Origin of the sequence: Chloracidobacterium sp. N, assembly GCF_018304765.1 — a bacterium.
GTDB classification, from domain to species: Bacteria; Acidobacteriota; Blastocatellia; order Chloracidobacteriales; family Chloracidobacteriaceae; genus Chloracidobacterium; species Chloracidobacterium aggregatum.
Genome location: NZ_CP072642.1, coordinates 2440248 through 2465421, shown reverse-complemented (window position 1 = coordinate 2465421; position 25174 = coordinate 2440248). Strand labels below are relative to the sequence as shown.

18 protein-coding genes and 1 tRNA gene are annotated in these 25174 nt (G+C 64.7%); 11 read left to right on the top strand and 8 right to left on the bottom strand.

The window, feature by feature from the left end; genetic code table 11:
• The first annotated feature begins 33 nt into the window (after positions 1-33).
• From J8C05_RS10310 to tsaB, 5 genes are all read left to right on the top strand, one after another.
• The gene (locus J8C05_RS10310; protein WP_211422097.1) at positions 34-894 is read left to right on the top strand and encodes an ABC transporter permease; all 861 of its coding nucleotides are present in this window, start codon (positions 34-36) and stop codon (positions 892-894) included.
• A gap of 169 nt (positions 895-1063) precedes the next feature.
• Positions 1064-3250 carry a sodium-translocating pyrophosphatase gene (locus J8C05_RS10305; protein ID WP_211422096.1) on the top strand — a complete coding sequence of 729 codons (2187 nt, stop codon included), beginning with the start codon at positions 1064-1066 and terminating at the stop codon, positions 3248-3250.
• A gap of 101 nt (positions 3251-3351) precedes the next feature.
• Complete coding sequence (locus J8C05_RS10300) at positions 3352-5124, top strand: hypothetical protein (protein WP_211422095.1); 1773 nt, start codon at positions 3352-3354, stop codon at positions 5122-5124.
• A 151-nt stretch (positions 5125-5275) separates the two neighbouring features.
• On the top strand, positions 5276-6805 hold the full coding sequence (gene gcvPB, locus J8C05_RS10295) for an aminomethyl-transferring glycine dehydrogenase subunit GcvPB (protein WP_211422094.1): 1530 nt from the start codon (positions 5276-5278) through the stop codon (positions 6803-6805).
• Positions 6802-7566, top strand: a complete 765-nt coding sequence (gene tsaB / locus J8C05_RS10290; protein ID WP_211422093.1) for a tRNA (adenosine(37)-N6)-threonylcarbamoyltransferase complex dimerization subunit type 1 TsaB — start codon at positions 6802-6804, stop codon at positions 7564-7566. The genes gcvPB and tsaB overlap by 4 nt, the downstream gene beginning before the upstream one ends.
• 16 nt (positions 7567-7582) lie before the next feature.
• On the opposite strand, the gene J8C05_RS10285 is transcribed toward tsaB, so the two are convergent.
• From J8C05_RS10285 to J8C05_RS10270, 4 genes are all read right to left on the bottom strand, one after another.
• Positions 7583-8851, bottom strand: coding sequence for a tetratricopeptide repeat protein (locus J8C05_RS10285; protein WP_211422092.1), 1269 nt, complete (start codon positions 8849-8851; stop codon positions 7583-7585).
• A 7-nt stretch (positions 8852-8858) separates the two neighbouring features.
• Positions 8859-9653, bottom strand: a complete 795-nt coding sequence (locus J8C05_RS10280; protein ID WP_058868003.1) for an isoprenyl transferase — start codon at positions 9651-9653, stop codon at positions 8859-8861.
• A gap of 82 nt (positions 9654-9735) precedes the next feature.
• Positions 9736-10524: a tRNA pseudouridine(38-40) synthase TruA gene (gene truA / locus J8C05_RS10275; RefSeq protein ID WP_211422091.1), complete on the bottom strand. Its 789-nt coding sequence runs from the start codon at positions 10522-10524 to the stop codon at positions 9736-9738.
• Positions 10525-10568: 44 nt separating this feature from the next.
• Entirely contained in the window at positions 10569-12575 is a 2007-nt protein-coding gene (locus J8C05_RS10270; protein WP_211422090.1) for a bifunctional serine/threonine-protein kinase/formylglycine-generating enzyme family protein, read from the bottom strand.
• 164 nt (positions 12576-12739) lie between these two features.
• Here J8C05_RS10270 and J8C05_RS10265 point away from each other — a divergent pair, with 164 nt between their 5' ends.
• Entirely contained in the window at positions 12740-14092 is a 1353-nt protein-coding gene (locus tag J8C05_RS10265) for an FAD-dependent oxidoreductase (RefSeq protein WP_211422089.1), read from the top strand.
• A 9-nt stretch (positions 14093-14101) separates the two neighbouring features.
• Here J8C05_RS10265 and J8C05_RS10260 read toward each other — a convergent pair whose 3' ends face one another.
• Both J8C05_RS10260 and J8C05_RS10255 read right to left on the bottom strand, forming a co-directional pair.
• Positions 14102-14332 (bottom strand): AtpZ/AtpI family protein, encoded by a 231-nt coding sequence (locus J8C05_RS10260; protein WP_211422088.1) that lies wholly within the window; start codon positions 14330-14332, stop codon positions 14102-14104.
• Between the two features lie 33 nt (positions 14333-14365).
• Positions 14366-14451, bottom strand: a tRNA-Ser gene (locus tag J8C05_RS10255).
• Positions 14452-14566: 115 nt separating this feature from the next.
• Here J8C05_RS10255 and J8C05_RS10250 point away from each other — a divergent pair.
• Genes J8C05_RS10250 through J8C05_RS10240 form a run of 3 tightly spaced genes read left to right on the top strand, consistent with a single transcriptional unit; the run spans position 14567 to position 17535 of the window.
• Positions 14567-14920: a hypothetical protein gene (locus J8C05_RS10250; RefSeq protein ID WP_211422087.1), complete on the top strand. Its 354-nt coding sequence runs from the start codon at positions 14567-14569 to the stop codon at positions 14918-14920.
• Entirely contained in the window at positions 14917-15912 is a 996-nt protein-coding gene (miaA, locus tag J8C05_RS10245; RefSeq protein ID WP_211422086.1) for a tRNA (adenosine(37)-N6)-dimethylallyltransferase MiaA, read from the top strand. The genes J8C05_RS10250 and miaA overlap by 4 nt, the downstream gene beginning before the upstream one ends.
• A 9-nt stretch (positions 15913-15921) precedes the next feature.
• Complete coding sequence (locus J8C05_RS10240; protein WP_211422085.1) at positions 15922-17535, top strand: phytoene desaturase family protein; 1614 nt, start codon at positions 15922-15924, stop codon at positions 17533-17535.
• Positions 17536-18992: 1457 nt separating this feature from the next.
• Here the strand turns inward: J8C05_RS10240 and J8C05_RS10235 are convergent.
• Together J8C05_RS10235 and J8C05_RS10230 are read right to left on the bottom strand one after the other, a co-directional pair.
• Complete coding sequence (locus J8C05_RS10235; protein ID WP_211422084.1) at positions 18993-20456, bottom strand: ABC transporter permease; 1464 nt, start codon at positions 20454-20456, stop codon at positions 18993-18995.
• Positions 20457-20465: 9 nt separating this feature from the next.
• Positions 20466-21137 (bottom strand): ABC transporter ATP-binding protein, encoded by a 672-nt coding sequence (locus J8C05_RS10230; RefSeq protein WP_211422083.1) that lies wholly within the window; start codon positions 21135-21137, stop codon positions 20466-20468.
• Positions 21138-21321: 184 nt separating this feature from the next.
• Between J8C05_RS10230 and J8C05_RS10225 the strand changes: the two genes are divergently transcribed.
• Together J8C05_RS10225 and J8C05_RS10220 are read left to right on the top strand one after the other, a co-directional pair.
• A complete protein-coding gene (locus J8C05_RS10225) occupies positions 21322-22689 on the top strand; it encodes a CobW family GTP-binding protein (RefSeq protein ID WP_211422082.1) in 1368 nt (455 codons plus the stop codon).
• 27 nt (positions 22690-22716) lie between these two features.
• On the top strand, positions 22717-23790 hold the full coding sequence (locus J8C05_RS10220) for a WD40 repeat domain-containing protein (RefSeq protein ID WP_211422081.1): 1074 nt from the start codon (positions 22717-22719) through the stop codon (positions 23788-23790).
• Positions 23791-25174 lie beyond the last annotated feature (1384 nt).

The following is a 25174-nucleotide window of genomic DNA, read 5'->3' as shown; positions in this document are numbered from 1 at the left end:
GCGCCGGGTTGGGAGTCCATGTTTTGAGAAGCCATGACTGACATCCTCACCGGCCTGATGCTGACAACGCTGACCCTGGCGACACCGCTGCTGCTGGCGGCGCTTGGCGAGGCCGTCTCCGAACGGGCGGGTGTCGTCAACATCGGCATCGAAGGCGTCATGCTGGTGGCAGCGTTTACCGGCGTTGCCGTGTGCGCCACGACGGCTGACACCCGGTTTGGCCCGTGGCTTGGATTAGGGGCGTCCGTCCTGGGAGGGCTGGCCATGACGGCCGCCTTTGCCCTGCTGTCCGTCAACCTGGGCTGTGATGCCCTGCTCGTCGGCACCGCCCTCAACATCTTTGCCCTCGGCGCAACGGCCGTGGCGCGGCGGGAACTCGTCGGCGACTCCAACGCTGCCTTCGTGGTGCCAACCCTGCCGCTGTGGAGCGTGCCCATTCTGGCGCTTGTTCTGATCGTTGCCACCTGGTACTGGCTGTTCCGCACCTCCCATGGCCTCGGCCTGCGCGCCGCCGGTGAACATCCCGCCGCTGCGGCCAGCGTGGGGTTGAGTGTGGCGCGGCTGCGCTGGAGCGCGCTGCTGTTCAGTGGACTCACCTGCGGTCTGGCCGGGGGCTACCTGGCGCTGGGGCTTTCCAACACGTTCGTCGAAGGCATGACCGCCGGCCGGGGGTTCATTGCCCTGGCCATGGTGATTGTCGGGCGACGCCATCCGGTCGGCGTCAGCCTGGCTGCACTCGCTTTCGGCGCGTCCAGCGCCTTCCAGTTCCGCCTGCAGGCCCTGGGACTGGACACCATTCCCTACCAGTTCTTCCTCGCCCTGCCCTACCTGCTCACCCTCGTGGCGGCCATGTGGCTCAGCCCCCGGCCGGCAAGCCACCCGGCCGTGAAGTAAGCGCCTTCCCAATCCGTCTGCCGGCGTTTCCCTTTGTCCCGCATCCGGTTGAAGTGTGTCTGTAAAACGTTATAAAGTTGACGTTTTGTTCGTTGCTTCTCGATTCGTGAACGAAACTGGTACGGCGCCCGGTGGTCGGCGCGCCGTGCTCTGGGGGTTTGGTCAATCTATGGAGTATGCCGTCATTTTTGGACTCATCATCGTCGCGCTGGGGTTTGCCGCGTTTCTGGCCAGGAACGTGCTGGCGCTCGAAACCGGCACGGAGGCGATGCGGAAGATTTCCGATGCCATCAAGGAAGGGGCGGAAGCCTTCTTGCGGCGTCAAAACACGACGATTGCCTATCTGGCCGTGGCGCTGGCGGCGCTGATTTTCATCCTGTACGCCTTTGTCCGAACACCAGGTATCAACGACCCGGTGAAGGACCCGCGCACGCTGGCGCTCGTGACGGTGATTTCCTTCCTGTTGGGGGCTGCCTGTTCGGTGGCGTCGGGCTACATCGGCATGTGGATTTCCATTCGGACGAACATCCGTACGGCCTCGGCGGCCCTGACCTCGCTCAACGGCGCTTTGCAGGCGGCCCTGCGCGGGGGCGCCGTCGCCGGCCTGCTCGTCGTGGCGCTGTCGCTGCTGGGTGTTGCCGGTCTCTTTGCCATTGTCAGCCTGCTCAAGATTACGGAAATGAGCAAAATCCCGCTGCTGATTGCCGGTTACGGCTTTGGGGCATCCTTTGTGGCGCTCTTTGCGCAGTTGGGCGGGGGTATCTACACCAAGGCCGCGGATGTGGGCGCGGACCTGGTGGGCAAGGTCGAAGCCGGGATTCCCGAAGATGACCCGCGTAATCCGGCGGTCATCGCCGATCTGGTGGGCGACAACGTGGGCGACTGCGCCGGCCGTGGCGCGGATTTGTTTGAATCCATGGCGGCGGAAAACATCGGCGCACTCATTCTGGCGTCGTCCCTGTTTGCCGCCAACGCAACGGCCTTCGAGAAGTCGCAGCAGCTTGGCGTGTTGCTCTACCCGCTGGTGGTGGGGGCGTTTGGATTGCTGGCTTCCATCGTCGGGGTGATGGTCGTGCGTACGGATGAAAAATCCGACCCGATGAAGGCGCTCAACCGGGGCTTTTACGTCACCTGCCTGCTGGCGACGGCCGGGTTTTTCGTGGCGTCGAAGTGGTTGCTGGCCAGCACCGCCGCGCCCAATGCCTACCTGAGTTTCTTTGCATGTGGCGTCGTGGGCATCCTGACTTCGCTGGCCTTTGTGTTCATCACGCAGTATTACACGGAGTATCGCTACCGTCCGGTGAGGTCCATTGCCGATGCCTCGCAGACCGGTCCGGCGACGAACGTCATCATGGGGATTGCCGTCGGGTTGGAGTCCACGGCGATTCCGGTCGTGGTGATTGCGATTGCCGTGCTGACTTCCTACTACCTGGGCATGAATTCGGGCTTTGCCAAGGCCGGGCTGTTCGGGACGGCCGCTGCCACGATGGGTATGCTGGGTACGGCCGGTTACATCCTGGCCATGGATACCTTTGGGCCCATCACCGACAACGCCGGCGGGATTGTTGAAATGTCGGAACAGCCGGATGAAGTGCGTGAAAAGACAGACCGCCTGGATGCCGTCGGCAACACCACGAAGGCGCTGACGAAGGGGTACGCCGTGGGTTCGGCGGCCCTGGCGGCCTTCCTGCTGTTTTCGGCCTACATGGATGAAGTCCGCAGCTACTGGCCGTTTACCTACGGCCCGACGCTGGAGCGGATTGACCTTGCCAAGCCGGAAGTCTTCATCGGCGGGATGGTGGGGGCCATGCTGGTGATGCTGTTTGCTTCGCTGGCGATCAAGGCCGTTGGAGCCGTAGCGCAGGATGTCATCACGGAAGTGCGGCGGCAGTTCAGGAGCAATCCGGGCATTATGAAAGGGACGAGCAAGCCGGATTACGGTCACTGCGTGGACATCGTGACGCGCGGCGCGCTCAAGCAGATGGTGCTGCCGGGCGCATTGGTCGTCCTGACGCCGATCATCGTCGGGATTGTGTTTCGCCAGGTGTATTTGTCCCAGGGGATGACCGCGAACAGCGCCACCGGCGCAGAAGTCGTCGGCGGGTTGCTGCTTATCGGGACGATTGTGGGCATCCTGATGGCGTTGTTCCTGAACAACGGCGGCGGCGCGTGGGATAACGCCAAGAAGTACATCGAAACCGGCGCGCACGGCGGCAAACGGAGCGATGCCCACAAGGCGGCGGTGGTGGGCGATACCGTGGGCGATCCATTCAAGGACACGGCAGGACCCTCCCTGCACGTGCTCATCAAGCTGCTGGCCACGATCACACTGGTGATGGCGCCGTTGTTCATCTGACGGCGGCGGGTTGCGGCCGGTGGTGGGCGGTGGGGCCACCTCCCCCCCACCTTGCCGGCCACCGCCTTGTCGGGCTGAGGGGGCAGTGTCACCATGCCGCCATGCTGCGTAAGTCCTGGTTGACCCTGCACCCGAAATCGCTGGCCGCCTGCCTCGTGCTGCTTGGTTTCACCGTGGGCCTGTTTGCCTATACGGTACAGGCGCGTCGCCCCTGGTTTGGAAAGCTGAGCTTCGAGCACCATCAGTGGCTTACGGCCAACACACTGCGGTTTGCCCGCGCCTGGCATGCCGAGGGGCCCTGGGCGCTGCGGTTTGCCCTGCTCAATGAGCCCCGGTCCGTTGAGTTTCCGACCCTGCTGAGCCGCAACCCCTATGTGTCATACCCACCGGGTTTCGTCCTGACCGCCTACGCCTACAGTCTGGTCAGCGAGGGCGCGCCAACGGTCAGCAGCCTCATGAGTTGGAATCTCATCAACCACGGCCTCATTGCCGTGGCGCTCGGCGGCCTGAGCCTGCTTGTGCTGCGCCGGTTGGGCCTTGACCGGGGCACGTCCACCCTGCTGGCCACCGTGCCGCCGACACTGGAGTTGCTGCTGCCCGGCGCGCTCTACTGGCACCAGAACGTTTATTTCGCCGACCAGGCCGTACTGCTGCCTTACGTCCTGTTCATCCTGCTGGAAGCCATCCGTGACGCCTACCCTTCTGCCCGTGCCAGCAGCAACTGGTGGCAGGCGTTGACGATGGCCTGGGGCCTCGCCTGTGACTGGCTGTTCGTGTGCCTCGTGGGCGTTGCCTATGTGAAACGGCTGGCCACCGGCGACATCCCTCCGCCGTGGTCGAGTGTCAAAGCCTGGTGGTGGCGCAGTCTCCAGTTTGGCGCTGGCGGGTTGCTGGCCCTGAGCCTGTTTTTCGTCCAGCTCGCCTTCCTGGGCATGCTGCCGCGCCTGAAGGAGCGTTTTCTCGAACGCATTGGCGCAACGGATGTCAACGCCGATTTTACGGCGCGTTTCAACGCCATCTTCTGGGGGGAATACATCCCGGCGCAGTTTGGCACTGCCGGCCCCGCGCTGTCCTTTGTGGCGCTGGCCGGCTGTCTGCTGCTGGGCGGCTGGTGGTGGCGGCAGGCTGCCCGCAACCAGGCGCCGCTGCCCGGTGTGGCATTGTCCGTCTGGACCATGGCGCTTCTCACTGTGCCATGCTTTCTGCAGGTCTATGCCCTGCGCAACCACTCGGCCATTCACGACTTCAGCGCCCTCAAATTCTCGCTGGTCATCGCCGTCGTGCCGTTTGTCCTGCTGCCGGTCACGCTCCTGACCGTCCTTGCGCCCCGGTGGTCAGCCTGTGCGCGCCGGCGGATGGGTGTGGCGGCTGTACTGCTGACGGCGGCACTGGCATACATCCTTCCGGTTCACCTGGGTTTCCGGGCGCTCTTTCCAGAACCGGCACCCATCATCGAACCGCTGGGCAATGCCGTCCGGCAGGCCGTCACACCTTCTGACATTGTGTTTTCGCCGGATTTTGAAATCCCGACCGATCCGCCCCACCTGCTGGCACTGGCGGGCAAACGGGTCTATTACGCCCCGTCCCTCGCGGCAATTGCCGCCGATGTCTCCCGCTACCCCACGTCAGAGTACAACGTTGTGCTCCTGTTTTTACGCCCTCTGGATGCCAGTTGGGGACGTGAACTGTCTGGCGCCCAAGGCGTCATGACCTCCGGTCTCCTGCTGTACCGTTTTGATGCCAAGACCTTTGCCCGTTTGGCCCAACAGGCAGTGCCACGGCCGGAAGAGCCGCCGATGCCGGCGCGGTCGGGCGAGTACCGGTGGGATGTCGAAGGGTTTTTCCGCCTGTTTCCCCGCGTCCCCACACCCTGAAACGCCGGTCTTCGCCCCAACCGGACGCCAACCCGGCGACTGTCCGTGGTGGAAAAGCCCGGAAGCTTTCGGTTAGGATACTCACTCTGTGCCGCCCCCGCCGCGCAGACGATTTCAAAGTTCAAAGGTTCGCCCGAACATTCTGCTTCCAATGGCGCTTCCCACAACACCCCGCATCCAGAAAGCCCGTCCGCACATCAGCCAGAACGAAAACCTCATCTTTGAAAACTCCCGTCCCGGCAGCCGCGCCTACCACCTGCCGCCGAGCGACGTTCCCGAAGTAGCGCCCTCTGCACTGGTTCCGTCCCACCTGCTGCGGCAGGATGACCTCTCCGAGCTGCCTGAACTGACCGAGCCTGAAGTCGTCCGGCACTACACGCGGCTTTCGACCTGGAACTACGGCACGGATACCGGCATGTTTCCGCTCGGCTCGTGTACGATGAAGTACAACCCGAAAATCAACGAGTGGGCGGCGCGACTGCCCGGCTTTGCCCGGTCGCATCCCCTCGCCCCGGAAGCGACGGTTCGCGGCAATCTTCTGCTGATGAAGCAGCTCGAAGAAGCCCTCTGTGAAATCACGGGTCTGGCTGCGGTTTCCCTGCAACCCACGGCCGGCGCGCACGGCGAACTCACCGGCATGATGATGATTCGCGCAGCGCTGACCGCGCGCGGCGACGCCCGCCGGTACGTCCTCATTCCCGACGCCGCCCACGGCACCAACCCGGCCAGTGCCGTGATGTGTGGCTACAAGGTCATCACACTTATCTCCAGGAAGAACGGCCTGCTTGATTTGGCGGCGCTCGACAAAGCGATGACCGATGAAGTCGCCGGGCTGATGATCACCAACCCGAACACCCTGGGGCTGTTTGAAGAAGACATTGCCAAAGCCTGCGAACTCATCCACGCCCGTGGCGGCTTTGTCTATATGGACGGCGCGAACATGAACGCCCTGGTTGGCATTGCGCGCCCCGGCGACATGGGCGTGGATGTCATGCACCTGAACCTGCACAAGACCTTTTCCACGCCACACGGCGGCGGCGGCCCCGGATGCGGCCCCGTCGCCGTCAACCGTGAGCTGGAGCCATACCTGCCCTGTCCGACCCTGCGCCGGGTGGATGACCAGACCGTGGTGTTTGACAACGACCGCCCCCACTCGATTGGGCGCGTCAAGGCGTACTATGGCAACTTCGGCATGATGGTGCGCGCGCTGGCCTACATCCGCGCCCTGGGAGCGGAAGGGCTGCGGGCCGCCACGGAAACGGCCGTCCTCAATGCCAACTACATCAAGCACCACCTTCAGGACGACTACGAAGTGCCGTTCGAGGGCCCCGTCCTCCACGAGGTCGTCTTCAATGACCGGCGGCAGCAGGCCCACGGCGTACGCAACGGCGACATCGCCAAGCGGCTCATTGACTACGGCTTTCATCCGCCGACGATGTCGTTCCCCCTCGTTGCGCCGGGCGCGATTATGGTCGAGCCGACCGAAAGCGAAAGCCGCGCTGAACTCGATTTGTTCATCGCCTCCATGCGCGCCATTGCCCAGGAATGCAGGGAAAACCCGGAAGTCGTCAAAACCGCGCCCCATCTGGCGCGGCTGCGCCGGCTCGATGAAACTGCTGCGGCGCGGCAGCCCGTTCTGCGCTGGCGGCCGTCGCCGGTCGTCAAAGCGGCCGGTGCATGACGCCGGATGCCCCGCCCCCGGATGCCCCACCTGTGGAGACCGCGGCTGGTGTGGCGCTGACGCCCACAAGCTGGTGGCTCGTCGTGGACACGGCTTCGCCGCGCCTGAGTCTGGCCCTTCTGCGCGGACATGAACTCCAGGCGCAATGGGGCGTCCGCAGCCTGCACCCCAGCGCCCACCGGGTGGTTGCCGACATTGCCTACCTGCTTGAACGTACGGGCCTGCGCCCGAAGGATTTGGCCGCCCTCGGCGCGCTCATCGGTCCGGGAAGCTTCACCGGCATTCGCGTCGGACTGGCAGCCGTCAAGGGACTGGCGCAGCCGCTCAACTGCCCCATTGCCACGGCCACTACGCTGGAAGTTCTCGCCGATGCCGTCCTGCCGCTTCAGCAGCCAACGACGGTCGTGGTGCTCAATGTCTCCCACCGGCGCGAAGTCCACGGGCAGGCTTTTTCCGCCGGGCCTGACGCCGAACCCCGGACTCTCACCGCTGCCCTGACCGGAGAGGTCCATACCGTCCTGGAGCAGCTTTTCCGCCACGTTCCGAAAGACTGCCCACGGCTTCTGACCGGCGACGCCCTGGCGCTGCTCGACGATAGCAATGTGTCTGCTTTCGTGGGCGACCTGCCACGGATCGCGCCACCGCCCTGGCTGGCGCCCGTCGCGGCACCCCGGTTGGCGGCCCGGCTTGCCGCCGGTGTGACCTGTGATGCAAAGACTTTAACCGCCTGCTACGCGCGGGCTGCACTGCCCACTGGGTGAGGGGCGCCGCTGTCGCTCAAGTGACGGTTTCCGGGAGCGCCGACCGCCGCCGTTGCCAGTGCAGGCTGCAGGAAAGCCCAAGCCACGCCAGCCCGGATGACCCCATCAGCGCCAGCCCGATGTCCTGCACATCCGGGAAGCGTGCGCCTGTCAAGCCGACGACCAGCCAGGCCACGAAAAAAATGCCGCCGGCCATGGTGCGCATCTGGCGGATGTGGTGCAGCCATGTGATGCGGCGCACTTCCGCTTCGAGGTAGTCATCGTCCTGACTCAACCGCTCGTAATAACGCGCCTCACTCTGCGCCCGGCGCCGCAGGGCCGGGTCGCTGGTGCTGTGCGCTGCCGCATAGTAAAAGTGCGCCACCCGCGCCAGTTGTCCGTCCCGAAAGGCCAGCTCGGCCAGACCCGCATAGGCCCGAAAAAGCTGCCGGTTCAGCTCCAACGCCTTCCGAAAACACCGCTCGGCGCGCGCAAAGTCAAACAGTTCGCAGTAGGCCTCGCCGATGCGCTCCAGCAGATGCGGCTCATGCCGCGCCAACCGGGCGGCCAGCCGCAGGCAGGCCGCTGCGCGGAGTTGCCAGCGCGGATGCTCGGCCAGCGCAAAGCGGCGGAAAAAGTAGCCCATTTCACACAGCAGATGCGGGTTGCCACGGTCGCGCCCATAAGCCTGCCGGAAGTAGCGTTGCGCCAGCCGCAGGCGGCCGGTCAGGGTGAAGTGGTTGGCCGTACGGCGGAGCAGCACCGCCGGAAACTGCGCCAGATGCTGGTCATCCAAGGCGTCGGCTATTGCGGTCAGCGGGGGCGGCGCGCCGTATTGCAGCCAGGCACGGGAATGAAAGTCGAGCTTGGACTCATCCACAGCCGAAAACACGGCCGTCACGAACGGCGCGTACCCAGCCGTGTTCGAGAACAACACGGCTTCAAATCCGTTGCCGACGAGAATCGTCCGAAACCGGTACCGCGCCAGCGTCAGCGGCAGATGGACGACCTCGGTGATGCTCAACTCAAGCTGGGCAAGGGGCAGGGAAGTCGTCCCGCCCAGCATCCGGGCCTGCCACCAGGCGTAGGGCCCACGCCGCCGCAGGTGCGTTCCGTCAAAGACAAGCACTTCATAGCGGGCCAGCACGAGCAGCAGCGGAAAGGCGGCCAGCAGCGTCACTCCGGCGGCCGGCGCGCCAAGGCGAAACGCCACACTCGACAGCATCAACGCCAGGCCGGCGGCAAAGTAGTAGCGACCCTGTTCGGTCTGGATACGGTGGTAAGGCTGGGCGTTCAGGTCGGTCACACCTGCACTATGCCAGCGCCGACACGGGAACGCCAACCGTTTCAACGCCGCCAAACCGGCGCTGCCGGCGCTGATAGGCTACGAGGGCTTCGAGCAGGTGGGTGCGGTTGAAATCCGGCCACAGGGTATCGGTCACGAAGATTTCCGTGTAGGCCATCTGCCACAGCAGAAAGTTGCTCAGGCGCATTTCCCCGCTGGTACGAATGAGCAGGTCGGGGTCGCTGTCCGTGTAGAGATGGCGGGCCACGTCGGCTTCGGTCAGCGTGTCGAGCGGCCGCCCCAGCCCCATAAACTCGCGCACCACGCTGCGCAGGGCATCCACAATCTCGGCCCGCCCGCCATAGTTGAAGGCAACGTTCAGCGTCATCCGCTGGTTGTGCGCCGTGGCGGTCACGGCATAGTCAAGGGCTTTCCGAATCTCCGCCGACAACGCTTCCAGCCGTCCGATGAACCGCAGGCGCACGCCGTTGCGGTTCAGCAGCGGCACTTCGCGCCGAAGGCACTGTTGCAGCAGGCGCATCAGCATCGTGACTTCAACCCGCGGCCGCCGCCAGTTCTCCGAAGAAAAGGCGTAGAGCGTCAGGGTAGGAATGCCCAGCCGGGCGCAGTTTTCCACCGTCGCCCGCACGGCTTCGACGCCGGCCGGGTGGCCGGCAATGCGGGCCTTGCCCTGCCGGTTCGCCCAGCGTCCGTTGCCATCCATGATGATGGCCACGTGTTTGGGCAGGCGGTTGGGGTCGAGTTGGCGCAGCAGAAAAGCGTCCGGCGAGCCGGGTTCAATGAGGGTTTCCAATTCGTGCATTCAGAACTTCGCTGGATGAAACCGACCGGTAAAGTACGGCGTCTGAACGCCGGTGCGGGTATGCAAAAAAGCGCTGCGAATACTAGTAATCAACCTGCATGAGCGTCAAGCCTTGGGCTGGCGCGGTGGCGGCTGCGGCAAACTCCTTTGCTCCACAAAGTATCCCGGCCACCGCCGCCGCCGGCAGCCTGCCCTGGCCTACGGCCAGCAGCGTGCCTACCATGCGCCGGACCTGATACCGCAGAAATCCGTCTCCGTAAAACGCCACGGCCAGCAGCTCCGGCGGGCTGAAGGAAGCGTTGCCGGAGCCATCCCCGTCCGGGACTTCCGGGGCGAAGTCCCCATGCCACGTCACCCGGCGGATGGTGCGCACCGTGGTCTGTACCGTCCGGTCAGCGACGCTGAAGGGCGCAAAGTCGTGGCGTCCGACGAAGTGCTGCGCCGCTTCCCGCATCGCTTCCCAGTCAAGCGGCTGGGGAACATGCAGGCTGTAGCGCCGCCACCGCGTGCTTTCCACCCGTCCGCACCAGAAGGCGTAATGGTAGAGCTTGCCCCGGGCCGATTTCCGGGCGTGAAAATCAGCGCCGACCACCGCAACCTGCCGCACCCGGATGTCCGGCGGCAGGTGGGCGTTGAGCGCCGCGCGCCAGGTGTCGGGCGCGCGCACCTGATGGACATCCGTGTGGACAACCTGCCCCAGGGCGTGCACTCCGGCATCCGTCCGCCCGGCCGCGTGGAGCTGCGCCGGCTGGCCCAGCAGGGGCGTAAAAGCGGCCGCCAGCACGGCCTGAATGCTGCGGGCATTCGCCTGCGCCTGCCAGCCGGCGTACTCCGTGCCGTCATACTCGACCGTCAGTTTCAGGCGCGGCATGACCGATGTGGATGGTGCGAGGGAAGTGAAACCTGTCCACCGCGCTACGGCGTGGCGGGTGCCTTGACCGGCGGAGCGTCCTTGGCACAGCGGAAGCCGGTTGAAAGATCGCGGAATGTGCGCTCATTCATCAGGCGGCGTGTCACCATGGTTTTGCGGGCATCATCGGCAAAGCAGCCGCCGCGAATGATCTTGAGCGGCTGGAACTGCGGTTTGATGACCGCCTGACTGCCGGGATAGAGGTCATAGCCGCTGTCCGTCCACTCCGCCACGTTGCCGGCCATATCCAGCAGTCCGAAGGGGCTTTCGCCCGGAAAACTTCCCACCTGGCGGCGCTGGTCCTTGAGCTGGCTGACATCCCGGCCGGCGTTGAGCTTTGCCGGGTCAAACTCCATCCCCCACGGGTAGAGCCGGCGGTCAGTGCCCCGTGCGGCATACTCCCATTCGGCTTCCGTGGGCAAACGCTTGCCGGCCCACTTGGCAAAGGCCTGGGCGTCTTCCCAACTCACTTCAGCAACGGGCAGTTTGGCCGTCCCTGGCGGAAAGGTTTTCTCGCCTTTCCAGTTGGGTGGCGGCGGGTGTCCGGTTTCCTGGACAAACCGGGCGTACTGCTCGTTGGTGACTTCCGTGCGGTCCATGAAGAACGGGGCGATCTGACGTTCGTGCTCCGGCTTTTCAAAGTCGTCGGCGCTGGCGTTGTTGCCCATGGTGAACGTCCCGCCGGGGATATAGACCATTCCCAGTGGCGCCGGTGGCGCCGGTGGCGGTTTGGGGCTGGCAGCGCCTGTGGCCCCCTGCCCGGTCGTGGCTGCGCGCTGGGAAAGATACCACCCGCCACCGGCGACCAGCCCGACCACCACCAGTCCCACCGCAGCGGCAAGGGGAAGCCATGGCTTGGAGGCCGCAGCCGGCTTGCCATCCACCGTGACATACGTCCGCGTTTCACCTCCCGGCTCGGAGGTGCTCTTGCGGCTCGATCCCGTCGTCCGCTGGCTTTCCACCGTCGCCCGCTCGGCAGCGATATTCGACCCCGACAGCGCCAGCGTACGGTTGGTGGTCGGTGCTCTCTCACCCAGGTCGGTCGTGGACCCTTTGCCATCGCCCAGAGTGCTGCGGCTGGCGTGGCGCTGGACTTTGAGCAGATTCGTCAGTGAAGCCGTGCCCAACTTCGCCCCGGCTTCCTGCAATGCCTGTTCGAGTTCGCTGAGCAGGTGCAGGGCGGTCTCCGGCCGCTCATGGGGCTGCTTCGCCAGAGTGCGCAGAATGAGACGGTTGATGCTGGGTGGTACGGCAGGGTTGATGGTGACTGGCGGCGGTGGCGGCTGGGAGACATGCGCCATGAGCGTGGTCATGGCGCTTTCGCTCTGGAAGGGAACCCGTCCAGTGAACAGTTCATAGAGGATGACCCCCAGACTGTAGATGTCCGAGCGCGCATCCAGCTCGATGCCCTGGCACTGTTCCGGCGACATGTAATCGGGCGTCCCGATGACCGTCCCGGAAGCCGTCAGGGTGTTTTTGTCCTGGCGCTTGAGCTTGGCAATGCCAAAGTCGAGCACCTTGACATCCTTGATATTCCGCTCCTCATCAAGCAGCAGAAAGATGTTGTCCGGCTTGACATCCCGGTGAACGATGCCTTTGAGATGCGCCGCGTGCAGCGCGGAGCACACACAGGAATAGATGAAGTAGATGTCTTCCAGCGGCAGCGCATGCGTTTCCCGCAGCCGTTCCCCCAGGGACTCGCCTTCGAGGTATTCCATGACGAAGTACACCAGGTTGGAGTCTTTCGTCACACCGAAGTCCGTAACGCTGACCGCATTGGGATGGCGAATCTGGGCAGCGGCCTGCGCCTCGCGCCGGAAACGCTCGACGGCTTTTTCATCCTCGCCGAACTGGGCGTGCAGCACCTTGACGGCAAACGGCGTCCCAATCTCGACGTGGATGGCGCGATAGACCTGCCCCATGCCGCCTTCACCGATTTTTTTCTCGATGCGGTACTTGCCGTCAATGAGCAGCGGAATGAGACCCTTGCCGTCCACCGGGCAAAAGGTCACATTGTCTTCATATTCTTGCCCACATGCCGGACACTGTTTCATTGTGGTCTGCCTGGTTGCCTGGGCGTGCGTCACTTGTGCTTGAAAGCTGTGGTGCGGCCAGGCTTGATTGTTGGAAACCCAACCCCGAATGTCAAACCCCTTTGTGAGCCTGTTTTTACCCGATGTCTGACGAACTGATGGTTGCGCCCAGCTTCACGGTGTGCGGTGCCGGACTGGCCGGAACGCTGGTGGCGCTGTATCTTGCCCGTCAGGGCAATCGCGTCACCCTCTACGAACGCCTGCCGGATATGCGGACGCATCCCGTACCGCGCGGCCGTTCCATCAATCTGGCGCTGTCGCGGCGCGGGCTGCATGCCCTCGAAGCCCTTGGCCTCGCTCCGGTCATCCATCCGCTGACCATCCCTATGCGTGGGCGCATGATCCATAGCCCGCAGGGTGAGCTGACGTTCCAGCCCTACGGACGCACGCCGGAAGAAACCATCTTCTCCATTTCGCGTCACCAGTTGAACTGCGCCCTGCTCGATGCCGCTGCCCACTGGCCCAACCTGGAAATCCACTTCCAGTCGCGCTGCACGGGGCTGAACCTTTCTTCCATGACGCTGGAGATTGAAGATACCCGGACGCGCGCCGTCCGTCAGGTGAGCGCCCGGACGGTGGTTGGCGCCGATGGGGCCTTTTCGGCCGTCCGCCAGGCGCTTCAGCGCACCGACCGCTATGACTATGCCCAGACGTTTCTCCCGCACGGCTACAAGGAACTGACCATCCCGGCCCTGCCTGGCGGCCAGCATGCGCTGGAGAAAAACTACCTGCACATCTGGCCCCGCCAGGACTTCATGCTCATTGCGCTGCCCAATCTGGATGGCTCGTTTACCTGCACGCTGTTTCTGGCATACGAAGGCGCGGAAAGCTTTGCCAGCCTGACCGATGAAGATGCCATCCGGCGCTTTTTCGATCGCCACTTCCCCGATGTCACGCCCCTGATGCCGACGCTGGTGGAAGACTTCCAGCACAACCCGACCGGCTCGATGGTGACCATCCGCTGCTTTCCCTGGCAGTACGCCGGGCGCGTCGTGCTCGTCGGCGATGCGGCCCATGCCGTCGTGCCGTTTTACGGGCAGGGCATGAACGCCTCGTTTGAAGACTGCTTTGTGCTGGATGAATGCCTCCGCCGGCACAACGGCGACACCAGCGCAGCCTTTCTGGACTACCAGCAGCAGCGCAAGATCAACACCGATGCCCTGGCCGAACTCGCCTACGAAAACTACCTGGAAATGCGCGCCAAGGTGGCCTCGCCGTGGTTTCTGATGCGGCGGCGTCTCGAATATGCCCTCTCGAACCTGCTGGGCGACCGGTTTCTGCCGCTCTACACAATGGTGTCGTTTACGCGCATTCCCTACGCTGAAGCCCGCGCGCGCGCTGCCCGTCAGGACCGCTGGCTGGACGTGGCGCTGGCCACGCTGGCGCTGCTGGTGCTGCTGGCGCTGCTGTGGTGGCTCTGGCCGGCAGGACGCTGAGCGGGCGACTTACCGGAGCTGCTCCCACAGGCGGTAGAGCAGCCGGGCGCTGCTGACCAGCCCGGCGATCCCAAGCAGAAAGAACCACAGCGGTGCCGTCTGAAACTGGCGGTCCAGCCAGTAGCCCACCAGAAACGAACCCAGCATGGTCATCGGCAGCCCCAGTGCCAGCCCGGCCGCCGTCAGCATCCGGGCGCGCTGAACCGCTTCGTCGTTGTCCGAATTCTGGGGCGACGGCATCCGTGCGGCGAATGATGCAGATTGGGATGGAGATGGCGGAGGGCATGGGACTCGAACCCACATGTCCTTTCGGACGCCGGTTTTCAAGACCGGTGCATTAGCCATTCTGCCAACCCTCCGCAGAATAACCCGCGACCAATGCGACCCGGACTATAGCCCGGCTGCGCCACGCCGACAAGATTGCGCTACAATCCACACCTGCCGCCGCGCGGCTTCCGTCCCGGACGGCCGTCTGTGACGGAAACCCCGGGGCGGCGCGATGTCCGTTTCAAGCGAGGATTACGCGCCATGGCGCAGCATCAGAATTTTGAGTACCGAATCGGCGATGAAGTCTCCTTTGCCGCCGGGCATGGCATGCAGTACGGTGAGGTTGTCCGCATCATCACGCCCGGCCCCGACGGCGCCATCGAAATCCAGTGGGAGGATGGCCGGCGCGAAACCAAAAAAACCCGTGACCGCGCCATTCACCTGGTCCGGCGTGCTTCCGGTATCAGTGAAGTGGATGAACGGCGCGGCCCACGCCGGCGCAGCACCGATGATGAGATTGCCGAAGTGCGGCGCGGTGACATACGCCGCCGCCACGGATGACCCCGCGCCCCATTCCGGTCATCGTCGGGCCAACCTGCTCCGGGAAAAGTGACCTGGGGCTGGCTGTGGCCCGGGCGCTGGACGGAGAAATCATCAACCTCGATTCCATTCAGGTCTATCGCGGCCTGGACGTGGCCACGGCCAAGGTGCCGCCGGCGCTGCGCGCGGCCGTGCCGCACCACCTGATTGACGTTGCCGACCCGGCCGAGCACTACACCGCCGGCCGTTACGCCCGCGAAGCCACGGCCTGTCTGGCCGACATCGAAGCCCGTGGACGCACGGCCGTGTTCGTCGGCGGCACAGGCCTCTACTTCGACGCCCTGCGCGGCCGCCTCTTTGCCGAAGACGACCCGACCGACCTGCGGCTGCGCGCCCGTCTGCATGCCATCCGCGCCCGTCGTGGCGCGCCATGGCTGCACCGCATGCTCCGGCGGCTTGACCCGGCGACGGCGGCGCGCCTGCAACCCAACGACTGGTCGCGCACCATGCGGGCGCTGGAGTTTTTCCTGTGCACGCGCACGCCCCTGTCCCAACGGCAACGGCAGCTTGCGTCGCCGCCGCCCTTTGTGGCGCGCATGCGGCTGCTGGTGCTGTCGCCGCCGCGCGCCGAACTCTATGCCCGCATCAATGCCCGCGTCGAAGCCATGGTGGCTGCCGGTCTGCTCGATGAAATCCGCCGGCTGCTGGCGGCCGGCGTCCCGCCCGCCGCCGAAGCTTTCCAGGCGCATGGCTACCGGCGGTTCATCGAGTACCTGCGGGGTGAGCGTACGTACGTCTCGGCCGTCGAGCAGATGAAAACCGACACCCGCCACTACGCCAAACGCCAGCTTTCCTGGTGGCGACGCGAGCCGGAGGCCCACTGGCTGGCCGGCTTTGGCAGCGACCCGGAAGTGCAGCGGCAGGCGCTGGAGCTGTTACGTGCGCCGGCGCCAGTGCGTCCGGGGACTCAACTGGCAGGTGAGCTTCCCACGAGTGCATCGCCCTCCCTATGATGCCTGGTGATGCGTCCCTTAGCCGAAACAACCTTCGATGTGGTGGTCATTGGTGCTGGCGTGGCTGGTTTGACGGCTGCCCTGTTGCTCCAGCACGACGGCTACCGGACACTGCTGCTTGAAGCCCACGACAAGGCCGGCGGCTGCGCCGGGTACTTTTTCCACAAGGGCTACAACTTCGATGTGGGCGCAACGGTGCTGATGGGCCTTGACCCGGTTGGCCTCCACACGCAGGTGTTCAACCGGCTTGGACGGCCGCTGCCCGAAAGCACCCTCATCGAACAGGTGGATGTGCACCTGCCCGACCGCTGTGTTCACATCGCGCACAATCCTGAAATTTGGGCGCATGAGCGCGTGGTGCGCTTTGCCCGGACGCCCGAAGAGGCGGAGCGGCTGCGCGCCTTCTGGCAGCTTGTGGACCGGACGGCCGACACGCTCTGGACGGCGACGGCCAAACGGCCGGTGCTGCCGCTGCGCCACTGGCGTGATGTCGTCGCCAACCTGCGTCTGGTTTCGCCGGATTTTCTCCGCGCAGCGCCCTACCTGTTTTCGACCGTGGAAGACGTGCTGCGGCGCTACCGGCTGGCTGACCATGCCCCGCTGCGGGCTTTTCTTGACGGGCTGCTGCTCATCACGGTGCAGGAAACAGCGGCGCGGGCGCCTTTTCTGAACGGCGCGGCCGGGCTGGACATTTACCGCCACGGCATCCGGCGCGCGCGCGGCGGCATGAAGAGCTTTATCAAGGCGCATGTGGCAGCGTTCCGTGAGCTGGGCGGCGTACTTCGGCTGCGCCAGCGGGTGACACGCATCACTCCGGCTGCGGGTGGCGGCTACACGGTGGAGACTGACCGGGGGCTGACCGTGCATGCGCCGCGGGTGGTGGCCAACCTGCCCATCTGGAACGTGTCCTCGCTGGTGGCGGCGGATGTGTCGCGCCGGCTGAAGCGTCCTCTGAACAAGGCTGGCGTGGGCTGGGGGGCATTTACGCTCTATCTGGGCGTCCGGGCGGAGGTCATTCCCAACGATACGCCGCTCAACCACCAGGTGCTTTTGGAATACGGCGCGCCCTTTGACGACGGCAACAGCGCCTTTCTCAGTTTGAGCGAAGTGGATGATCGCGCCAGCGCCCCGCCAGGTCGCCGGACACTGAATCTTTCCACCCACACGGAAGTATCCCCGTGGTGGGAGTTGTCGCCGGAAGACTATGCAGCGCGGCGGGCGGCCGTGGTGGAGCGGCTGCTGACGGCAGCGGAGCGGGTGTTTCCGAATCTTCGGGAAGGCATCGAGTGTGCGTTGCCGGGGACGCCGCGCACGTTTGCGCGCTATACGGGCCGCGCGCAGGGCATGGTGGGCGGTTTGCGGACGACCCTGTGGAACAGCAACCTGTTCGGGATTGGTTCGCGTGATGTGGGCCTGCCCGACTTCTGGCTGGTGGGCGACACGGTGTTTCCAGGGCAGGGAACACCGGCCTGTGCGCTTTCCGGCATCAATGCCTGGCGCGACATTGGAATGCGGGCGTCCCGCCCGCAAGCCTGGGAGCGCGGGCGTCCCGCCCGCATCCTAATTTCAACCGTCGCTGACGCGACGGGAACCGATATGGGGTCCTCGCGATCCGTGGGTTGAAACCCACGGCTAAATTCAATCGTCGCTACGCGACGGGGGGGCATTGGGGCGTCCGTGATCCGTGGGTTGAAACCCGTACCCCGGCGTTGAAACGCCGGGCTAAATTCAATCGTCGCTACGCGACGGGGGGGCATGGGGGCGTCCGTGATCCGTGGGTTGAAACCCGTACCCCGGCGTTGAAACGCCGGGCTAAATTCAACCGTCGCTGACGCGACGCGGGAGGATTTCAACCCGGCGGTGTCGTGATTGCCCGCACATAACGATGTGGATTTTGGGATACCTACGCCGTGGGACGGAAACCCGTGGACGTGGGCCGTTGGTCGTGGGCTGCAACCGCATTTCTGTCGCGTAGCGGGAACTGAATTTAGCCGTGGGTTTTAACCCACGGATCAAGGTCGCCCCCCAATCATTTTCCGTCGCGTCAGCGACGGTTGAATTCCACCGTGGATGTTGATCCGTTGTGTATCCGTAAGGTGGCATTCGCATTCCCGTGTGTGGGAGATGCCCGTGTGGTTTGGTGATATTCAACCGTCGCTACGCGACGGGGGGGCATTGGGGCGTCCGTGATCCGTGGGTTGAAACCTGTACCCCGGCGTTGAAACGCCGGGCTAAATTCAATCGTCGCTACGCGACGGGGGAGGATTTCAACCCGGCGGTGTCGTGATTGCCCGCACATAACGATGTGGATTTTGGGATACCTACGCCGTGGGACGGAAACCCGTGGACGTGGGCCGTTGGTCGTGGGCTGCAACCGCATTTCTGCCGCATAGCGGCAACTGAATTTAGCCGTGGGTCTTAACCCACGGATCGTGGGTTCACCCACGATGGGTTTCAACCCACGGACCGCCGCGCCCCCCAATTTGGTTTCCGTCGCGTAGCGACGGGTGAATGTAAGGCGTGGGCGTCCCGCCCACGTGGACATTGGGCATCACACAATCCGTGGGTTGAACCCACGGCAAAATTCAATCGTCGCTACGCGACGCGGGCCGATGCGGTGCGTTTCCCTACGCGATGGGGACAACCCGGCGACGTGGTGGGTTGGTCACGCAATGATTCAACCGTCGCTGACGCGACGGGTGGATGGGGTTGCCCCAATCCGTGGGTTGAAACCCACGGCAAAATTCATCCGTCGCTACGCGACGACGGGAGGCGTCGGATACCCGTGCCATGGGGCGGAGACCCGTGGCCGTGGGCCATCGGAGACCCGTGGGTCGTTGATTGTGGGTTGCAACCGCATTTTTGCCGCGTAGCGGCAACGGAATTTAGCCGTGGGTTTCAACCCACGGATCGTGGGTTCACCCACGATGGGTTTCAACCCACGGATCGTGTCGCCCCCCAATTGGTTCCCGTCGCGTCAGCGACGGATGAATGCCATCCGTCGGGGATTCATGCGGGCGGGACGCCCGCGCTCCCAGGCTTGCGGGCAAGATGCCCGCGCTCCCAGGTGATGCCCACCTTCACTCGCTCAAATGCCGCGCCACATTCGTCCGGTACGCCAGCGCCGCCGGCAGCAGCCCCATCACCGCTCCCAACACCAACGTCCCGGCAATGACCGCCACCTCAAATGGCACGTAAGCCGTCAGCCACGCCGGCCCGACTTCCAGCCGCGTCCAGCGCCACGGATCAAGCGGCAGCCCGCTCAGGAACTTCAAACTGCTGCCCGCCACCGCCAGCAGGGCGTGCCCCATGAGCACGCCCACCACGCCGCCCAGCGCCGCCGTCATGGCCGCTTCCCAGACCAGCCAGCCGAAAACCGTCCGCCGGTGCGCCCCCAGCGCCCGCAGCACGGCCACTTCCCGCCGCCTCTCGGCCAGTGAGTTGTAAATCGCCACAAGTACCGAAACCGCCGCCACGACCACAACCAGCACCGACATCAAAAGCAACGCCCGGTCAACCGTCCCTACGATGGTAAACAGCTTCTGCACCTCGACGCCCGGCAGCGCCGCCTGAGCGTCCTTGCCCTTGTTGATTTCACGGTGCATCAGAAACAGATAACCCGGCGAGCGCAGCTTGACGATGATCGCCGTCACTTCATCTATGTCCGGCGCTGACGTGCCGGCTGGGTTCGCCACGGTCTGGTTTGGCGCTGTCTGGCCCGGCAGGGCAGGTTTGTCGCCGCCCGGTGTATCGCCAACCGGCGGCGCGGCCGGCTTCTTGCGGTGGTGATGATGGTGATCGTGATCGTTCCTGTCTTCTGGCCTGTCTTCCGGCGGGCTGCCGGACGGTTCCGCCGGCAGGGCTTCGAGCTGTTCGAGCAGGCTTTTCCCGCCCTTGTCGCGGCTTTCCTGGTGAATTTCATCCACGCTGCCCAGCGAAATGAAAATCACCCGGTCCAGCGGCGTACCGGTTTCGCGCAGGATGCCCACGACGGTAAACGGCGCGTCTTCGTGTTCCTCAGCGGCCGCCGTGTCTTCGACGCCATGCCGCGCCACAAAGGTCTGCCCCAGCCCCAGCCCGGTTTCCCGCACGACCACGCTGCCAATCACCGCCTCGTAGTCAGCCGCAAACGGACGCCCCTGCGCCACCGCAACCGGTTGCCCGTCCTTGAGCCGCACGAGATTGAAGTATTCCGGTTCCGTGCCGACCAGCCGGAAGCCCCGGTAGTTATCCCCCAGCGCCAGCGGTATGGCGTAGGCCACGCGGTCATCGGCCTTGAGCTTGCGGTAGTAGCTGTATGGCAGGTTGCCCACCGGCACATCCAGGTGGAACACCGTGTTGAGCACAAGCTGCAACGGCGACCCCTTGGCTCCGACGACGAGTTCGTACGACGCCGCCACATTGTCAAAATTCGCCTGCGCCTGCTGGCGCAGCGCCGTAATGGCCGTGACCAGCGCCACCCCCAGCCCGATGGAAAGGGCGGTCAGACCCGTGGAAAGCCAGCGTTGGCGCAGGTTGCGGTAGATGACCGTCAGAGTGTGCATTGGTGCGCCTCAGTGGACGTGATTGATGTCGGCCAGGCGGATTGTCGTTGGGAACCGGCGCGCCACGGCTTCGTCGTGCGTGACCACGATGAGCGCCGCGCCGATGTCCTGGCACAGGCGCTGCATCAGGTCAATGACGGCATCGCGGTGGCGCGCATCAAGCGCACTGGTCGGCTCATCGGCCAGCACCAGCCGGGGCCGGTTCGCCAGCGCCCGCGCAATCCCGACGCGCTGCTGCTGCCCGGCCGAGAGTTGCCGGGGAAAGTACCGCGCCCGCTCCCGCAGCCCGACGCTTTCGAGCAACGCCAGCGCTTCGGCTGTACCGGCGCGGTTGTCGGCAAACGTCATCCCCAGCAGGACGTTTTCCAGCGCCGTAAAGGCCGGCAGCAGGTGCACCTGCTGGAAGATGTACCCGATGTTGGCGGCGCGGAAACGGTCACGGCTGGCTTCGTTGAGGCGCGTGATGTCCGTATCGCCCAGCCGTACTTCGCCGCTGTCCGGCAGGACAATGCCCGCCACGACGTGGAGCAGCGTCGTCTTGCCCGAACCGCTGGCGCCCACCAGCGCGACCTGTTCGCCGGCGGCTACGCCCCAGTCGGGGATGTCCAGCACCGGCGTCGGCGGCTCGCCATCAGGACCCGGATACTGCACACGCAGTTGACGTATCTGAAGCAGAGACATGGCTGGGTTGCCGTTCAACATCAGGCTGCACCGCGCCAGGTTGCGACCAGGATTATTCCTAACTACAGTCAGGCTGTGCCGCACTTTACCCAACTTTGGGACGGCTGGCAAAGCCGGCCGTTCCAGAAATTCACGCGATTGCACTCCGGCTGTGCCGGAAATCCATCCAGGGAGGAACTCACGTATGTCGTCGGCTGGCACACCTGCCGCGCCGCAGCGCGTCCCGGTCACGGTGCTGACCGGTTTTCTGGGCGCCGGGAAAACGACCCTGCTCAACCGGCTGCTCTCCGAACAGCACGGCAAGCGCATTGCCGTCATCGAAAATGAGTTCGGGGAAATCGGGGTGGACCACGAGCTGGTCATCGAAGCCGAAGAGGAAATCTTCGAGATGAACAATGGCTGCATCTGCTGCACCGTCCGGGGCGATCTGATTCGGATTCTGGGCAGCCTGATGAAGCGCCGCCACAAGTTTGACTACATCCTCGTGGAAACGACGGGACTGGCCGATCCGGGCCCCGTGGCGCAGACCTTCTTCGTGGATGAGGAAATCCAGCGTCAGACCCGTCTTGACGGCATTGTGACGCTCGTGGATGCCAAACACGTCTGGGAACACTTTGACACCAGCGAAGTCCAGGAACAGATTGCCTTTGCCGATGTCATCCTCATCAACAAGACCGACCTCGTGGACGCCGCCACGCTGGAGCGCCTCGAACAGCGCATCCGCGCCATGAACGCCACGGCGAACATCCGGCGTACACAGCAGGCAAACGCCCCCGTCGAAGCCCTGCTGGACATCGGCGCGTTTGACCTCGACCGCGCGCTGGCCGTGGACCCGCAGTTTCTGGAGCCGGAGTATCCCTTCGAGTACGGCGGCCTCTACGCGCTTACGGCCGGCGAGGCGACGCTGGAGTTACAGCCCGGCCCCGACCCGACGCTTGACCTGCTGTTTCTGCCGGCCCCGGAAGGTGCGGACGACCCGCTGGCGGCGCTGACCGACCGGGCCATCGTCCTGTTTTCCGAAGAACCGGAGCCGGTGACGACCGGCCACCGCCTGACGCCCGAACCCCGGCTGCGGCAGCTTCGCCTGGCTGCCGACGGCCCGACGCGCCTGACGCTGGACGTACCCCAGACCGGGCATTACGTACTGTTGACCCAGCATCATCCTGAAGAGTTTGCAGCCGTGCTGCGGCAGGGAGGCAGGGAAGTCGCTCCGCTCCACAGCCGCGCCTACAAGCCCGACCACGAACACGACGCCGAGGTGACTTCCGTCGGCATCAATCTGCCGGGCGACCTTGACCCCAAGCGGCTGAATGCCTGGATTGGGGAGCTGCTTCAGACGCAGGGCCCGGACATCTTCCGCATGAAGGGCATCCTCAGCCTTGCCGGCGACCCGCGCCGGTTTGTCTTTCAGGGCGTCCACATGGTGTTTGACGGACGCCCCGACCGCCCGTGGGGCGCCGAGCCGCGCCACAACGCGCTGGTGTTCATCGGGCGGCATCTTGACCGCGCCGCGCTGGAAGCCGGCTTCCGGTCGTGTCTGGTTTCGTCGTAGTTTCGTTGCAGGGGGGAGGCGGCTGCCGTGCGTTTGCCTTCGATTGCCGCGTTTCTGAAAGGGGCGACCCGCCAGCTTGAAGTGGACTGGCAGGCGGTGCTGGATGATGGCGTCGTGGCGCTGGAATGGGCGCCGGATGGCGGGCATCTGGCGGCCCTGTCGGCGGCCGGGACGCTGACGGTCTGGGACGGCGCAACCGGGGAGCAGCGCTGGTCATGCGCGGCGCACCGGACGGGCGGCATGACGCTAAGCTGGTCAGCGGACGGCACGGTACTCGCCACCGGCGGGCAGGACCGGCAGGTGTGCCTGTGGGAGCCAACGACCGGCGACCAGCGGGCGAGCCTGCCGGCGGGTGCGGCGTGGGTGGAGCGGGTGGCGTGGAGTCCACCTTACCAGGATGGCGCGCCGGCGATGCTCGCTTCGGCGGCCGGCAAGGTCCTGCGTTTCTGGACGCCCACGGGCGACCTCATCAGTGAGCATCTGCGCCACACGAGTACGATTGCCGACCTGCACTGGCATCCGCAGCGCCGGTGTCTGGTGACGGCGTGTTATGGGCTGCTGACGGTCTGGACGCCGGGCGCTGACCTGCCGGCGGAAGTCTTTGCCTGGAAGCGTTCGCATCTGGCGGTACGGTGGCAGCCGCAGGGGCGGTATCTGGTGGCGGGCGATCAGGACGCCACGGTGCACGTCTGGGATGTGACGACCGGAGAGGACCTGGTGATGTCGGGCTACATGGTGAAGGTGCGGGAGTTGGCGTGGCATCCGGCGGGGCGGTTTCTGGCGACGGGTGGTGGGGCGGCGGTCACGCTGTGGGATTTTGCCGGAGACGGGCCGGCGGGTTCGACGCCAATTGTGTTGGAAGGGCACAGCGGGCTGGTGACGGCGCTGGCGTACTGTCCTGATGGGGGAGTGTTGGCGTCGGGGGCGGAGGATGGGGTGTTGGTGTGGCGTCCGCCGGAGAAGCCCGGCCGGACGGTGTCGCCGGTGGGGCGGTATGACGTGGCTGGCGGCGTGGCATATCTGGCGTGGCGCAGCGACGGTGTGCGTTTGGCGGTAGGCGGCGCGCAGGGGGAGGTGTTGGTGGCCGTTGTTGCCACGTAGCACCAGGGAACGCGGGCACCTTCCCTGGGAGCGCGGGCGTCCCGCCCGCAAGCTTGGTAGTACGGGCGTCCCGCCCGCATGAATCCCCGACGGATGGCATTCATCCGTCGCTACGCGACGGGAACCAATTGGGGCGACGTGATCCGTGGGTTGAAACCCACGGCTAAAATCAGCCGTCGCTACGCGACGAGGGAGGATTTCAACCCGGCGGTGTCGTGATTGCCCGCACACAACAATGCGGATTTTAGGATACCTAATTTTTGCCGCGTAGCGGCAAATGAATTTAGCCGTGGGTTTCAACCCACGGATCGTGGGTTCACCCACGATGGGTTTTAACCCACGGATCGCAGACGCCCCCCAACCCCCCCCGTCGCGTCAGCGACGGTTGAAATGCCATCCGTTGGATTTATGCGGGCGGGACGCCCGCGCTCCCAGGCCCGTCGCGTAGCGACGGTTGAATCATCCCGTGACCCCAACCCACATCGCCGAATTGAAACCCGCCTCGTCGCGTAGCGACGATTGATTTTAGCCGTGGGTTTCAACCCACGGATCATGGGCGATCCCCATCCCCCCGTCGCGTCAGCGACGGTTGAATACAACCCTTGTGATGTGAACGGAATGGCCACCGGAACCCCTGGGAGCGCGGGCGTCCCGCCCGCACAAATCCCCAACGGATGGCATTCATCCGTCGCTACGCGACGGGAACCAATTGGGGCGACGTGATCCGTGGGTTGAAACCCACGGCTAAAATCAGCCGTCGCTACGCGACGAGGGAGGATTTCAACCCGGCGGTGTCGTGATTGCCCGCACACAACAATGCGGATTTTAGGATACCTAATTTTTGCCGCGTAGCGGCAAATGAATTTAGCCGTGGGTTTCAACCCACGGATCGTGGGTTCACCCACGATGGGTTTTAACCCACGGGTCGCAGCGCCCCCGCCATCCCCCGTCGCGTCAGCGACGGTTGAATGCCATCCGTTGGGGATTTGTGCGGGCGGGACGCCCGCGCTCCCAGGCCCGTCGCGTAGCGACGGTTGAATTTAGCCCGGCGTTTCAACGCCGGGGGAGGATGTTCCCCCCAATCGTCCCGCGTCGCGTAGCGACGCCTGAACATAACGTAGGTTCAAACCCGTAACGGATTCCAACCCCCGGATCGTGCGATGCCCAACGCCCACGCGGGCAGGATGCCCGCGCTCCCACGCAGCGTTACCCCACGGTAACACCCGCCAAGAAAACCTTTGACACGCCCGCAAACGCTGTAATAGAGTGCCGCCCAGAGTCATCTTGAAACTATGCAACAACGTCTCCGCATCCTGATGGGCGGCGCCAGGTTGGCCAGGTCGTCAGCTTCGGATTGCAAACCCGCTTTGCCGTCCAGCGCTGT